The organism is Mesotoga sp. B105.6.4, from assembly GCF_002896535.1.
Classification (GTDB): domain Bacteria; phylum Thermotogota; class Thermotogae; order Petrotogales; family Kosmotogaceae; genus Mesotoga.
Map to the genome: position 1 here is coordinate 1 of NZ_JWIM01000071.1, position 13,589 is coordinate 13,589.

General features: G+C 47.0%; 12 protein-coding genes. 8 read left to right on the top strand and 4 right to left on the bottom strand.

Going from position 1 to position 13,589, the window contains the following annotated elements; all coding sequences use genetic code 11:
• Both RJ60_RS15850 and RJ60_RS12675 read left to right on the top strand, forming a co-directional pair.
• The coding region (locus tag RJ60_RS15850; protein WP_103134934.1) for a hypothetical protein at positions 1-198 on the top strand (198 nt) is incomplete at its 5' end.
• A gap of 967 nt (positions 199-1,165) precedes the next feature.
• Positions 1,166-3,259, top strand: coding sequence for an SIR2 family protein (locus RJ60_RS12675; protein ID WP_103134935.1), 2,094 nt, complete (start codon positions 1,166-1,168; stop codon positions 3,257-3,259).
• 284 nt (positions 3,260-3,543) lie between these two features.
• Here RJ60_RS12675 and RJ60_RS15640 read toward each other — a convergent pair whose 3' ends face one another.
• On the bottom strand, positions 3,544-3,714 hold the full coding sequence (locus tag RJ60_RS15640; RefSeq protein ID WP_180979951.1) for a hypothetical protein: 171 nt from the start codon (positions 3,712-3,714) through the stop codon (positions 3,544-3,546).
• Positions 3,715-3,944: 230 nt separating this feature from the next.
• On the opposite strand from RJ60_RS15640, the gene RJ60_RS12680 reads away from it, so the two are divergent.
• From RJ60_RS12680 to RJ60_RS16325, 4 genes are all read left to right on the top strand, one after another.
• On the top strand, positions 3,945-4,964 hold the full coding sequence (locus RJ60_RS12680; protein ID WP_103134936.1) for a hypothetical protein: 1,020 nt from the start codon (positions 3,945-3,947) through the stop codon (positions 4,962-4,964).
• Between the two features lie 215 nt (positions 4,965-5,179).
• Positions 5,180-6,793: a hypothetical protein gene (locus tag RJ60_RS12685; protein ID WP_103134937.1), complete on the top strand. Its 1,614-nt coding sequence runs from the start codon at positions 5,180-5,182 to the stop codon at positions 6,791-6,793.
• 239 nt (positions 6,794-7,032) lie between these two features.
• The gene (locus tag RJ60_RS16320) at positions 7,033-7,314 is read left to right on the top strand and encodes a hypothetical protein (protein ID WP_258006321.1); all 282 of its coding nucleotides are present in this window, start codon (positions 7,033-7,035) and stop codon (positions 7,312-7,314) included.
• Between the two features lie 25 nt (positions 7,315-7,339).
• Entirely contained in the window at positions 7,340-7,900 is a 561-nt protein-coding gene (locus RJ60_RS16325; protein ID WP_258006322.1) for an IS1634 family transposase, read from the top strand.
• Positions 7,901-8,304: 404 nt separating this feature from the next.
• Here the strand turns inward: RJ60_RS16325 and RJ60_RS15645 are convergent, their stop codons facing one another.
• Positions 8,305-8,448: a hypothetical protein gene (locus RJ60_RS15645; protein ID WP_180979956.1), complete on the bottom strand. Its 144-nt coding sequence runs from the start codon at positions 8,446-8,448 to the stop codon at positions 8,305-8,307.
• Between the two features lie 166 nt (positions 8,449-8,614).
• Positions 8,615-9,568 (bottom strand): nitrous oxide reductase family maturation protein NosD, encoded by a 954-nt coding sequence (locus RJ60_RS12695; protein WP_103134938.1) that lies wholly within the window; start codon positions 9,566-9,568, stop codon positions 8,615-8,617.
• Between the two features lie 689 nt (positions 9,569-10,257).
• Here RJ60_RS12695 and RJ60_RS12705 point away from each other — a divergent pair.
• Positions 10,258-10,683 (top strand): hypothetical protein, encoded by a 426-nt coding sequence (locus RJ60_RS12705; RefSeq protein WP_103134939.1) that lies wholly within the window; start codon positions 10,258-10,260, stop codon positions 10,681-10,683.
• A gap of 820 nt (positions 10,684-11,503) precedes the next feature.
• Here the strand turns inward: RJ60_RS12705 and RJ60_RS12715 are convergent.
• A complete protein-coding gene (locus tag RJ60_RS12715; protein WP_103134941.1) occupies positions 11,504-12,121 on the bottom strand; it encodes a fibronectin type III domain-containing protein in 618 nt (205 codons plus the stop codon).
• 372 nt (positions 12,122-12,493) lie between these two features.
• Here RJ60_RS12715 and RJ60_RS12720 point away from each other — a divergent pair, with 372 nt between their 5' ends.
• The gene (locus RJ60_RS12720) at positions 12,494-13,549 is read left to right on the top strand and encodes a tyrosine-protein phosphatase (protein ID WP_103134942.1); all 1,056 of its coding nucleotides are present in this window, start codon (positions 12,494-12,496) and stop codon (positions 13,547-13,549) included.
• The last annotated feature ends 40 nt before the right edge of the window (positions 13,550-13,589 follow it).

The window sequence follows — 13,589 nt, forward strand, 5'->3', positions numbered from 1 at the left end:
ATGAGAAAGAAAGGAATACACACTTCAACCCAGGAGATACAACAAGCGATAAACTCACTCAAAGTGATGAAGTTCAGCCATGGTGAGCAAAGTTACTACATGAAAGCCAAATCACTACCCCTTGCTTCGAAGATTCTTTCATTAATGAAGATAACACAACCCGACAAGGTAACGCCTCAAGAAGAACTCACTCTCTGAATACAGAGTTTGTAGTGGCAAAATTCTTCGTTTCCGAAAATGCTTTGGCTTGTTCAGCTGTTTTCAGAAGATTAAGTGATAAACTCAAGAGAAGGGCGTATTTCTTTCTTTAATTCAGTCTAGCATCAGCGGAATGAAAAGCACTCGAACTCCAAGGGTTTAGAAATTGAGATTTCATGGTCATTTAATATCATTTCTCATCGATGAACTGTATACTTTTAGACACTGATCTCATAATCCGCCTCTGGAGAATTTTTTGGTGAGATTGCTTGCACTGATGACTCTCTGAAGGGACTTCGACAAAGCATTTTAATCCGACGCATTGCCGCAAAAGTTACATTATGTGTTGAATGCCAGGCATAGTGAAGGAAAATAAAGTATATTTAGAATCTATATTAGTACTTTCGCATATAGGTTACTATAACGCATACTCTTATTAACTTTCGAAAGGTTCCCGCACTTCTCAAGCTTTTTCCGGCGAACCGTTGGCCACTGACAGATGAGGATTATCTTCATGGGAACGTCCATTGTGCCCAGAACTGCCCAGCAGTGCAACAGTGCTTTTGTCGAACTGGGGAATGGGGAAAGCTTTTTATTCGAGTTCGGCTAAGGCGTTTGTCAAATTAAGTCGTCGGCATCCCACCCTAACGTTTGGACAAGGTGTTTTTGCTCATATGCATGGAGACCCTGTCGGTAATCCTATTACTCTCTATTGTTTTGGCCCGCCTCAAAATCGGAAGCCTCCGCTGTAACTCTATGGGCCCTCCGGCGATGCGTACTCTCTTTTCGAGCGGCTTAGGCAGGACTGCCTTCTTCGCCAGCTTCAGAGCAAGGCTTCTTCTCAGAAGCCACATATGAAACGCAGTCAGCTGAGAAGTAGTATCATTGCATCAAAGAGATGTCTTGCGGAGGCAGGTTCCGCTCCTTTGAAAAGTCGATCACATCGCGGAAGAAAGAGGGAAAGATCATGTTCATAACGGATAATGTGAACGTCCCCACCGAGCTTATCAGGGCCCAGGAGGAAGGCAGGCTCGTCGTCTTTGCTGGAGCCGGCGTTTCGATGGCCTCCCCCTCGAACATTCCAGGCTTTGTTGACCTTGCGAAAGCCGTCGCGAAGCGATACAGGCAGAAGTATTACGCGAGGCAGCAGAGAGTCCAGCCGCCCGACGTCTTTCTCGGAAGCCTGAACCCGAAACGGGAAGAAGAGGGCGTCCACGAAATCGTCTGGCAGATCATGAGTGAAGAGAGTTCCAAGCCATCGGAGCTTCACAGGCTGATCCCACTTCTATTCAAAGGCCCTCACGACCTGAAGATCGTTACGACCAACTACGATGCCCACTTTCTCACAACCATCAGGGAGTACAAAGATAGATATGCGGGTTTTGAAACCTTCAGAGCTCCCGCACTTCCAAGAGGCGACGATTTCAGGGGAATCGTTTATTTGCACGGAAACGTAGAGCAGGACGCAAGATTGTTGGTAGTTACCAACAGAGACTTCGGAAGGGCATATCTCACAGAGGGCTGGGCTAGAGACTTCTTGCGCGATCTCTATCTCTCCGACTACACGATTTTGTTTATAGGTTACAGCCACAGGGACACCATTGTTGATTATCTGGCCAGAGGTCTGGACATAAGGCAGTCAAACAGATACGCTCTCGTCAGCGCTAGCGATGCAGAGAGATGGAAGGAAATCAACGTAATCCCCGTTTCATACCCGCTCGTGCCCGAAGAAGCAACTGCCCATCTCGAGCTTCAAAAGGCACTCGAGAAGTGGACCTCTCTCGCAAGTTCTGACCTGAACTGTCATACCGAGAGAATCGGCAGGTTCGTCTCCAAAAAGCCCGGCCAAGATAGGAAAGCAGACAGTTACCTGACATACTGCCTCAATCGTGAGGATCTCACGAAGGTCTTCTGCCGTTTTGCAAATGACTTCGACTGGGTGCGGTGGCTCGATTCAAGGGGACTTCTCGACAGCCTCTTCAATGAAGACGGCCCACTTGACGAGATTGAGAGAAACCTTGCCGACTGGTTCGTTAAGACAGCCTTCGAAAGTTCAGATCAGGAGCACCTTACCTTTCTGGTCTCAAGAAACTCTCCGCTGAACCCATATCTGGTCTCCTCAATCGTCCAGTATCTCGCTAATAATGAGATAGAGAAACCGGGCGACTTTCTGGCGGAATGGCTCAACCTGATTCTCAACAACTGGCACAAACACGACACACCCGATCAAGCTATGCTCGAAGCTCTGAAGAAGGTCGAAATAACTGAAAATCCCTGGATAATAACGAAGACAATTCAGAACTTCTTTTCTCTATCCCAGACGGGAAGAGAGGCGACGCTTTCTCTCTTCCACAGACAATACGACCTTGAACCCCTTGTAACGACTGATTGCCTGAAGAGGCTCTGGTCGGAACTGCTCGAACCGAACCTCGCCATCCTTTATGAAGACATACTGTCGATCCTTACCTCCCAGCTTATGAAAGCGGTCGCCGACATGTCTGTTTTGAACAGTACCTTGAGAGAGCACGACAGCATATGCGGCGCTAGGAAAGTAATCGAAGAGAGCGAAGGAGAGGCGGGGCCCGAATGGCTCCACATATTCATAGATATGATGAGAGACACTATCCTCTTCCTTATAAAAACCGATGACAAGAACAGGGAGTTCTATTACGAATGGTGGCGGAGATCCAAAGCTCCCATCTTGTGGAGAATCCTGTTGTACGCCGTATCGGAAGATCCATCATGCTCGGACGACTACCGTGTCGGGATCATTCTAGACAACGGGTGGCTGACTAATCCGGTACTGAGAGTGGAAATTGCAAAGATCATCAGAAACTCGCTTCGGGCAACTTCTATATCTCTCAAGAAAATGGTCGTTGAAACCATCGAAGCCGAAGCAAGCAAAGAGAGCAAAGCATCGGAACATAGCGATGGACTGAGACTAGATCCTCTTATCGAAGAGATTCTTTCAATTACTGAAGAGTTGCCAGTCGACTCCCCCGAAATAAGAAGGCTGATCGAAGCGCTTGAAGAGAAAAACAGCAATCCCACCAGACAGTAATACGATAGCGCACTAACCGCAGCTTGAAGCAGAATCCGGCGAAGCATGCGGCATCAACTCCAAGCACAATCTGATACCTGAGTTCTTTGTCGACAAGAGCGATAGTGAGGGTGACCGTTATGATGTACCCAACAGTACTTTGCAGACAGCCTCGGAAATCCTGAAAACATTGAAATTGAGGAGTTGAAACGCTTGTTGTCTGACTTCCGAATTACTGCGGTATCGAACGCGAAGAATAATCAGCCCGGAAAATACTCCCCGGGCCGGCAATCGACTGAGAACAGCTAGGTCTTCTTGCCCTTGTCCATATAAGCGACAAGGATCATTGCGGCGCCGCCGATCCACTTGAAGATGACGTGCCAGAGGGGCTCTACAACGGTCGAGATATTTAGTGAAGCTAGCAGAGCCATGACCAGCACCACAACACCGGCGAGCATCAATACCGTTCTTGACATAATGATCACCCCTCCTGTTTACAGGCATCTGGTAAAATCTTGACTCCATCTGCCATCGTGATTTTATCACAACTTTGCGCAAGAAAGACCGTTTCCGTAGAGAACATCTCTCTTTCGCTTTCCGGATAACGATTATTGGTTCGCCATTCACTTGTATCTGTCCCTTTCAGTGCTAAGATCTAGATCAGAGTATGCCTAGAAGGCTCTTGCCATTTTTTTGGAGGCGAATCATGAATGAGACTATAGAGTGGCTCCTTGAAGGTTCTACATGGGTTGAGTACAAGACCAGACTGGATCTCCTCTTTCAGGATAAAGAGAACGAAGATGTCATTGAATCACGAAAGAGAATGCTCCACTGTCCGGAGATAAAATCGTTGATCGCCGAGCTCCAAGACTGGCCAGGCTCTGTCCTTACGAGCCACAAGAATGCCGGACACTTGATTCACAAATTGACATTTCTAGCCGATCTTGGAGTAAGAAAAGATGATCCCGGGGTTGAAGAAATCATTGAGAAGATACTTGAGCATCGCTCTTCACAGGGTCCTTTTCAGATTCTCATGAATATTCCTGTAAAATTCGGCGGTTTGGGAACGGATCACTTTGCATGGGCGCTTTGTGATGCTCCGGTAATACTTTATTCGCTAGCAAAAATGGGACTTCAAGAGGATGCACGAGTGCTGATGGCTGTAGAATACCTTGCAAAACTGGTAAGAGACAACGGCTGGCCATGTAACGCATCACCAGAACTCGGAAGCTTTCGCGGACCTGGAAGAAAGGAAGACCCTTGTCCCTACGCCACTCTCATAATGACAAAGCTCCTTCTCGAAATCCCCGAGTTCAGGAGAAGCAATAATGTCTCGCTCGGCGTGGAGTCTCTTCTTTCGCTCTGGGAGAGGAGAAGAGATTATCATCCATACATATTCTACATGGGTACCGACTTCTCGAAGTTGAAGTGTCCGGAAGTCTGGTTCGATATACTCCATGTACTCGATGTTGTCTCAAGGTCATCCACAAAAGTTGATGACCATCGCATCAATGAAATGATAGAAATAGTGGAGTCAAAACGTACCTCTTCTGGGAGATTCATACCCGAATCAGTCTGGATGGCCTGGAAGAACTGGGATTTCGGTCAAAAAAAGGAACCTTCTCGCTGGCTTACACTCCAGGTATTCAAGATACTCGGGAGGTACAGAGCTGGTGGCCCGGATTTCTCACGCATATTGACGGACAACGATGAGGGTGGCTCTTAGGAGCCTTTTTCGTCTTGCTCAATTTAGGCGAAATTCACCCTTTTTCAGTCATCTTTCCTTAGCATTCTTTTGGTTCAGTTACGATCTTCAATCCCGATGCGAAATCAACCTCTCTTGTATGACCATCCGCGGTAAATCATCTCTCTTGCAAACTGGAAAAACCGACTAACCCTTGGTGCTATACTCAGACGTATGACTTCAAAGGAGGTGTAAGCATGTTCAGAAAGATCCTGATTGCGGTAATCGTTTTGTCATCGGTATTGGTCTTTTCTACTCAGTTCAAGCGTACGGTAGAGGACAAAATCGTAATTGAACCAGGTGGTAACGCGGTAATTACCCGTACTGAATATGTCCCATCCTCTGATCTGGCAAAAGTATACATTCAGCACAGTGAAGCCCTTTCCGATCGCGAAGTGCGTGAAGAGGTTTTCAGTAACTTCTATGACGAAATCTCCAAGGGCTACTTCTTTCTCTACGCATCCGTACCTAACTTTGGAGACAGAGACATAGACATATCGGTCGATAAGAACGGCAACTACAAGAGTGTTATTACTATGAAGGTAAGCGGGCTAATCAAGCAATCGAAGGAGTTCCCGGGAAGTTACGAGTTCTCGAGCAAGAATTTCTCTGAAGAGAAGATAATGCTCAAGTACTTCGAAGACCTGATAGACGGTAAAGCATTTGAGACTGCCTTCCTAGGCTCCTCCAAGAACTCGCTCATTACTACAAAGACAACTACAATCGTTCTTCCGGAGGGATCGGAGATCTTCGAGTTACTATCCCCTCACGGCGACAAACCTCTAAAAGATTGGTCAATAGATCTGGGTGGGGGCACGAAGTTCAAGGCAAGTCTTACCTATGACAAAAATACGCTCACCCTTAAGGAAGAGACCACTACCGGAGGCGGTTCGCCAAGCAACCTAGTGAAATCCGACAACGAAGATCTAATGGAGAAGCTGAGAGATTATGCTGCCTTCACCGTTGTTTTCAAGAGTTCGAAAACTCGCGCGTTGACCGAACCGAAACCTTATGTCTTCAAAGAAGATTATTCCGGTTCGTGGAGCTTCTATGTTTCACATACATTCTCGAACGAGTTTTCGTACCAAACCTTGACAGTCGAGCCCGGATTGACCGTCAGCTTAACATTCGGTACATCACTTCTGTGGGAGCACGAATGGAAGAAAGTCAGCTGGTGGAAATACAAATACGTCTTGAAGAAATTCCAGACAACTGTAAGTTTCAGCCCTTCATTGACGCCGTTCATTGAGGTCTCATCCGGAGCGGCGATCACAAAGAATTGGACAAAGAACATAACAACCAAGACCAAGTGGATAACCTTCTGGGTATCTTGTGTTCCGGTAACACTCGTCATGGAAGTCAAGTTCGATGCGAACGCTGAAGCTGGTATTTCCGGTGTAATAGGCTTCAATGCGTCGACAACACTCTCGGCAAACACAACGCTAACGGTCACGTATCAGAACGGTTGGAGCAAGAACGTTTCGTACTCAGCAAACTACTCTGGTCTCCAATTCAACGCGAACGCAAAAGTGAATGCCTGGGCCAAAGGCTCTCTCCCGCTAACTCTATCGGCATATGTCTACTATATCGCCGGTCCTTTTGTCCAGTTTGTCCCGTGGCTGAAAGGTGAAACCATTGCCTCGGCTGGAAGCACAACACAGGTAGGCTACAAAGTTACAGCAGGCTTCGACGTAAATGGCGGAGTGCACATGGCCGGATGGTTGAAAGACCTCTGTGACGGGATTCCAGACGTAAGTTACACATTCTGGAATAAGAGCTGGACTATTGCCAACTCGACCATCACTTTCTAGCTGCGAGTTGGCAGATAGAGGGCATTCAAGATTCGAAAGTGAAAGCGGTAGTCGGTTGACGTTACTCCTTTCACCTATAAGAGAAACCAACCAGTAGCCACATCTTTCTTTTGAAAACCTGCGTTTGACTTGCCGTTTTGTATAGTGATATCATTAGGTGCGTTTGCTGCAGACTGAAACACTTCAAAAACAAAGACGGGTCCACCAGGAGTTACCTGCAACTCGTAGAGAATATACGAGTGGGGAATAAGACTAGACAGAGAGTTCTGGTTAATCTGGGGAGAGTAGATGATCTCCAAAACAGTGGCCAGATAGATAGGCTAATTGAAAGCCTGAAGAACTTCTCTACGAAAGAATGGATTAGAAAAGAAGCCCTTAATGTGAATCAAACCTATCTGTGGGGACCTGTTGTTATCTTCGAGCAGTTATGGAAGGAACTAGGTATTGAAAGAGTCTTGAGGAGACTGTGTTTGCTGCAGAATATAAAACAGGAGACTGCTGGGAGATACGGATGCCGTTAGCGATTACGTTGAGGCTATATTCGCTATGGTACTTAACAGACTTGTCGAACCGAGATCGAAGAGAGGAGTAGACAAGTGGGTAAACAAGGTTTACAGACCTGAGTTCGAGCAGCTGAGTCTCCACCATTACTACCGTGGACTGGATTATCTTGAGAAGTTCAAGGAAGAGGTGGAGGAAGAGCTATTCAGCAATGTGAAGACTCTCTTCAACTTGAATCTCGATCTAGTCTTCTGGGACACAACCAGTATATACTTCCATGGAGAAGGACCCGACCTGTCATTTTATGGTCGTTCTAAGGATCACAGATCTGATTGCAAGCAAGTGGTGATGGGGGTACTAATGACGAAGGATGGTTTCCCTGTTGCTCACCAAATCTTTCCTGGAAACACTGCTGACACAGATACCTTCAGGATAGCTCTTGAGGATATACGAAGAAGATTCAACATAGACAGGGTTATAGTAGTAGCCGATAGAGGAATGATAAGCAAGACGAGGGTGAAGGGACACATAATGATCTGTTCCCTTGCGCTTGTAATGGAGACTGCCTTATGTAGAAAGCTTCAGATTGGAAGTACTTTCTCTTAAGCAGAAATACTTGAAGACTTGAAAGAGATAAGGGCAGTTGAGTTAACGGTAGAAGGCAAACGCTTTCTTGCAAGAACTAAAATGATGGGCAATGCTTACGACGCTTTCAAATCACTCAAAATAAGACCACCGGATCTACTCAAAGAGATTGCATAATTGACCACTGTGGTGGTACGTCTGTTTTTCTTTTCATTTTTCCCCTTGTTTAGCTGTTTTTAGATTACTCGCTGTCGAAGTTGAGTTAGAGCTATCGATAAGAATTGGGTGTCTATTTGCACATTGCGGGGAGAGTCTTTGCCTCCCATAGACGGGCTGGGCACCTAACTAGTCAATGCGTTGTAGTGGGTGCCTTCTCATCTGTTCGATTCGACAGCGGTTGGTTCGTTGATTGAGTCTATGAAAGCCTATGAGGAAGAGTTTGCTTTTGTCAGGTTTATGAGAGCGAACACCATGATGATTACAGCAACCGCCAGTCCTATTGATAGCGCTATGCTCACTTTGTTTTGCACTCTGCCCCAGTCGATTTTCGACATCTCATCACCCAACATTAGTATACCATACTCTCTCAAACAAGCTCACGATCCGTAGCTATCGCTGTATGGCTATAATTATCATCAGGATTGAAATCAACGCATTTGAGCCCGGAGAATTAAAGACTACGGTTATACAAAAAAACCACCAAGGCATTGCCGATGTCCTGGGGGTTTGTCGGGTTCAGTCTTCGTCCTCGCTCTTTCCCAGATCCTCGTCGAAACTGTAGAAGGTTTCATCCCAGTAGTCGATCGGGCAGATCTCGTCTTCGGACTTGAATACATTCCCCGATCCAACGACCTTGCCGTTGAATTCTTCGCCCCCACACTCGCACTCGGTACATCTGTTGAGGTAAAGATCGAGTCCGTGCCAGATGTTGTCGTGGAAGAGGTTGTCTTTGAGTGTGGTTGTGGAAGATGAGTTTATAAGTATTCCGTTTTCGACGTTTTTCGTGACTATGTTTCCCACAAGAGAACCGGTTGCGTCTCCACCGAGCGAAACTCCTATCGTGTTTCCTGTGAATGTACAGTTCTGGATCTGGTACTTGATATCGTTGGTTAGGCTTATCCCCACTCCGTTTCTTTCGAATACGGAGTTCTCTGCAATCACTGTTGCGCTGCCATATGCGTAGATTCCTGCGAGTCTGGTTTCGAGATGATCTTCATTGTCCATTCCGAGATAGCAGGTTATATGTGAGTCGATTACTTCAAGGGTCATTCCGGTGCCGCTGAAAGAGATTCCGAATCTTCCGCCCGCAATGAAGGAGTCTACTATCTTGCCCGAGGACCTCGATACGTTGATTGCCGCGCCGCTCGAAATGAGAGTGACGCTCTCGATCGAGAAATTTGCAGCGCCCCTGACAAATATCCCGAGATCCTTTCCTTCTTCGGGTGTTATTATAACCTCGTCTCTGGACGATCCTATAAGCTTGATCTCCTTGCTTACAGTCAGACCCTCTCTGTATGTTCCGGGGAGAATCATCACCATATCTCCGGCCTTCGCGTCATCTATTGCTGCCTGTATGGTTGAGTACTGGCCGTCCGGGTCGCCGACCACCAAGATGCCGGCCTCGCCTTGTCCAAGGCTGATCGAGCTTATTACAAAGCATACGAGCAGCACAAAAAGAAGCTTCTTCATGGTAACACCTCCGTCTACTTCTGATCTTTAGTCTAAACCATCTACATGAAATAAGAGAGAACTGTCACTAATAGGGTGTTAAGCATTGCTATCGAGGCGTGGGGTCTTCATCGAAGCGGTGTGTCGGAAAAGGGAATGAGTCCTTCCCGCGAGCCGATTTCGACAATGCAGGTGCTAGAATTTCTTGTCCTCTTCAATGCATGGATGAAGAAAGACTTTCGCTCCATTGTATTTGGGAGGAGAGCAGCAAACTGGAGATGGGGGTGCATCTCGCTCAGAACAGTCATCTGTGAGATCTAATGACATTACAGCGATAGGAGCTCTTCTCGTTGACTGGAACGCTTTGATGAGAGCATGGTTGCAGACGGGCTTCAAGGTGCACACTCTCCACCGCTCGAGCGGGGATTGAAGATCAAGAGCACAGATGAGCGTATTCTCAGGTATCGGTGATATTTTTGAGACTTAGGACTAGACGATCGAACTCCAAAAAAGAAGATGAGGTAGAGATGAACTTCGATACGGGGATTAGGTAGTAGGCGCGAAGGCGCTAATCGAGAGTAGCGTTGCAGGCGGGCATTCTTTCTAAAGCAAGGATCGAGATGAAACTTAAGCAAGGGACGAAAGTGAGAGGACAGGAGTTTCATGGAATGTGCTTCGGATGAAAGTTATTTTGCAGAGGGGGCGAAGAGATGAAAAAGATAATTCTGTCAATATTATCTTTGGTCGTTGTGTTGCTGTTGCTTTCGGGTTGTTTCATTTTAGGCCCGACGATAAAGGTGAGTGGACTTGTGAGCGATTTCGAGAAGTATTGGGAAGCGGAGAACTCTGTAGAGCTTGCGGGGCTGTACACAAATCTGGCCGTAATAAACACGGCGTCCAAATCGCACTCGGAGATCATCGATGCCTATTCAAGCAGATTTGAAGGAAGAAACGTCATTCACTTCAACAGGACGAGCAACGTTGACGTTGATTTCAACGAGGGAGTCACGGAAGCCAGAGTGGAATTCAGCGTAGAAATCAAATGGAATTCCGGACCGATTGACTACAGGACTTACATCTGGAGGATTAAGAACGAATCTGGCAAATGGCTCATTTCCAGATCCAACGAGTATTGATTTGTGCTTTCAAGAGAAACGTCCTTCTATAAGAGCCGCTTAACGCTGGAAAGAGCAAAATACGTTAACCGTCAGCGGTCCTCCGCTCTCCGCTGGAGCCAGAGAAGACGCTTTGAGTTTTAGAAGAAGCTTCGCGCTAAGAGCCGTTATTGGTGATACGTAGTTGGTGGTTGGCCAAGAGCAAAGAGCTAGAGTTCCTATCGAGCAAAGAATGGTGGAATCTGGTTTGTCAAAACCAGCTCAGTTCGTCGGCCTTACAATTTTCTGGTCTGGGTGTGCCATGCTCTGGAAATATGACCTTGACCAAGAACAAAGAACAGATCCTCGCTCTGCTCTGGAACGAAGAACAGATCTTTCCTCTTGGACACCCAACGGAGAACTTCTTCTCATCCAAGCGATAAGCGAACAGCGGTTCTTTGGAGCGATCGCTGGCTTTTAGGCCGCGAAGCGGAACTTGCCTCGCCAAAGGCGAGACTGGCCAGGCGAAGCCTGACTGGCCACCGAAGGTGACTGACTTTTCTCTCGCCTTCTCGTGAGCGCAGCGAACATCTCGACAATGCTCTTTCTCAATATGATCTTATCGGAGGACGGCTCTTCAAAGCGCACAGCGTCTTCTAGCAAGCGGATCTTTCAGCGTTCAGCGAAAAGCGACTCTTACATTCGAGATCCCGATCAGTTGCATATCGGGATGACAAATGTTCTTTTTCGTGATTTTTACATGATCCCGGTCAGAATGTTGGGCTTCCCGTGAGCACAGCGAACATCTCGATTTTGCGGATTCTCCCCCTATATACAGTTTTGTATTGCCCTTCGCTGGATTTCATTTCTTTGTTGTGAAGCTCCATATTGGGCCGGCTACGCCAGACGACCCCTCGTTTCTTGCAACTATCTTCCAGTAGTATGTTGTGTTGGGCGAGAGACCGCTCTTGGTATAGCTGTTAGTAGTTCGATTCGATATGAAAAGAGTGGGATTGTGAGCTGTAGAGAGGTAGAGATCATATAGTACCGGATCTCCGTCGGGGTCTCCGCCTTCCCAGGACAGGGTCACCTCGAAGTTCGTATCCTTTGCACCATTTGCCGGGAAAGGACTTGACGGGACGTTGGGGAACGACTTGACCGTTATCGTGAATGTCTTGTCAGTAGACAATCCCTTTTCATCTTCCGCCCTTACTGTCACTGTGATGTTGCCGAGAGGCCCGCTGACTGTCCACTCGTAAAGGCTCCCTGTAATGGTTCCTGGTCCTCCTATTAGCTTGTACGATATAAGATGGCCGTCCGGGTCTGAGCTGTACTCGGCAAGGTTGATCTGAAAGTGCTCTCCAATATTCTTGACAATCGTTTCTACAACTCCCCATTCTGGCTTGCCATTCTTGATAGGACAGCCTGTAAGAAAGAAAAAAACAAGTGCCAAAACCACTATCAGGCGAACATTCTTCATCTCATTCTCCTCCACGATCCGAATTAGGAGATGAAATCAATAGTTCGTCCGAAAAGTGAGTACCTATCTACCAAACATCTCCCTATTGATTCTAGAACGGAGCTGGTCGATTCAGTCTCTAGCGGCCAGACTCTCTTCTTGAGAATTCTTCGGAAAAAAGTGCGAACACTTCTTAGTTCGTTTCTGTACGTCTCCATGTGTGGTATAAACGGAGTAGCGGGAGTCGCAGTGCGTGACAACAGAGCTATTCGGTTGTCTGATCATCGTATCATGTGGATAATGATGATTGGTCTCTTCGTGATTAAAAGTCGCTGGTGATATAATTATGGTGCAAATATCTTAACGTCTAAATAGGATAGGTGGAGGTGTTTTATGCTTAAGAAAGGATTGTTACTGGGTGTTTTTGTGGTTCTGTCAGCTTTGATGCTTGCCGGAATCGTTGGTGCAGTGGCCGAGATTGATAAGTACGGTAACGTTCATACGAATATTCCGATGGAAGCAGTTGTTTATGCCGCCATTGAAGCTGGAGATCTTGTTTACGTGACTATGGGCACTACAACGATCATGGTTCCATTCGTAACTACATACGGCGATGTCGACAGGGGACAGCCGCTGGCAAGGTATTCCGGCGACCATGTTCTTCTGGCCATCAACTATGGCAATTTCGGTCAGACTTACGGACTTGCCGTTGGAGATCCTCTTAATATGGGGCTTATTGAGAAGGGGGCCTATAGGGACGAATTGGAGATCAGACACCTTGTAAGAACGGATGTAAGGGATGATTATGCTAGCGATGAGATCTTTGCAAACTTCAGGGAAGTAACGATTGGAGAGATCGCACCCGGTAAGCTATACAGATGTTCCCATCCTTCAATCAGCGATCCCAGGTCGCCTTACGCATCGGCCCTAATAGAGCAAGCGGGAATCAGGACTGTAATCAATCTCTCCGATTCGGACGAAGAGCTTGCATCGAACTGGGAGTACTCGGAGTATTACAAGGCAATCGGTGAAGCCGGAAACCTGATAAACCTAAATATGGGAGTAGATCCTCTTGCTGAAGACTTCGCGAAGAAACTTGGAGAGGGCCTGAGGTTCATGATCTCTCACGAGCCGCCGTATCTGATCCACTGCGTTGAAGGCAAGGACAGGGCCGGAATCGCCTCCGCTCTGCTTGGAGCGATTATGAACGCAAAGACCGACGAGATCTACGCGGACTATGTCAAATCCTATGAGAACTACTACAATGTGAAGCAGGGAACGGCAGCCTACGATGCAGTGAAGAAGATTATCGCCGATCTCTTCGTTCTTATGAACAATGGCAATCCAGTTGACGATGTCAACGTCAAGAGCGTTGCGCTTGACTACCTGACGAAGAGGGCCGGTCTCACTTACACAGAGATCGCCGCTATTCAAGATATTCTAAGATAAATAGGATACTGAAGGTGTTATTATCGAGAGGCGGTGTTGA

What these genes read in the sequence shown, in the direction of transcription:
- RJ60_RS12675 (WP_103134935.1), top strand. Translation starts at nt 1,166, where the DNA reads ATGTTCATAACGGATAATGTGAACGTCCCCACCGAGCTTATCAGGGCC.
- RJ60_RS15640 (WP_180979951.1), bottom strand. Translation starts at nt 3,714, where the DNA reads ATGTCAAGAACGGTATTGATGCTCGCCGGTGTTGTGGTGCTGGTCATG.
- RJ60_RS12680 (WP_103134936.1), top strand. Translation starts at nt 3,945, where the DNA reads ATGAATGAGACTATAGAGTGGCTCCTTGAAGGTTCTACATGGGTTGAG.
- RJ60_RS12685 (WP_103134937.1), top strand. Translation starts at nt 5,180, where the DNA reads ATGTTCAGAAAGATCCTGATTGCGGTAATCGTTTTGTCATCGGTATTG.
- RJ60_RS16325 (WP_258006322.1), top strand. Translation starts at nt 7,340, where the DNA reads ATGGTACTTAACAGACTTGTCGAACCGAGATCGAAGAGAGGAGTAGAC.
- RJ60_RS15645 (WP_180979956.1), bottom strand. Translation starts at nt 8,448, where the DNA reads ATGTTGGGTGATGAGATGTCGAAAATCGACTGGGGCAGAGTGCAAAAC.
- RJ60_RS12695 (WP_103134938.1), bottom strand. Translation starts at nt 9,568, where the DNA reads ATGAAGAAGCTTCTTTTTGTGCTGCTCGTATGCTTTGTAATAAGCTCG.
- RJ60_RS12705 (WP_103134939.1), top strand. Translation starts at nt 10,258, where the DNA reads ATGAAAAAGATAATTCTGTCAATATTATCTTTGGTCGTTGTGTTGCTG.
- RJ60_RS12715 (WP_103134941.1), bottom strand. Translation starts at nt 12,121, where the DNA reads ATGAAGAATGTTCGCCTGATAGTGGTTTTGGCACTTGTTTTTTTCTTT.
- RJ60_RS12720 (WP_103134942.1), top strand. Translation starts at nt 12,494, where the DNA reads ATGCTTAAGAAAGGATTGTTACTGGGTGTTTTTGTGGTTCTGTCAGCT.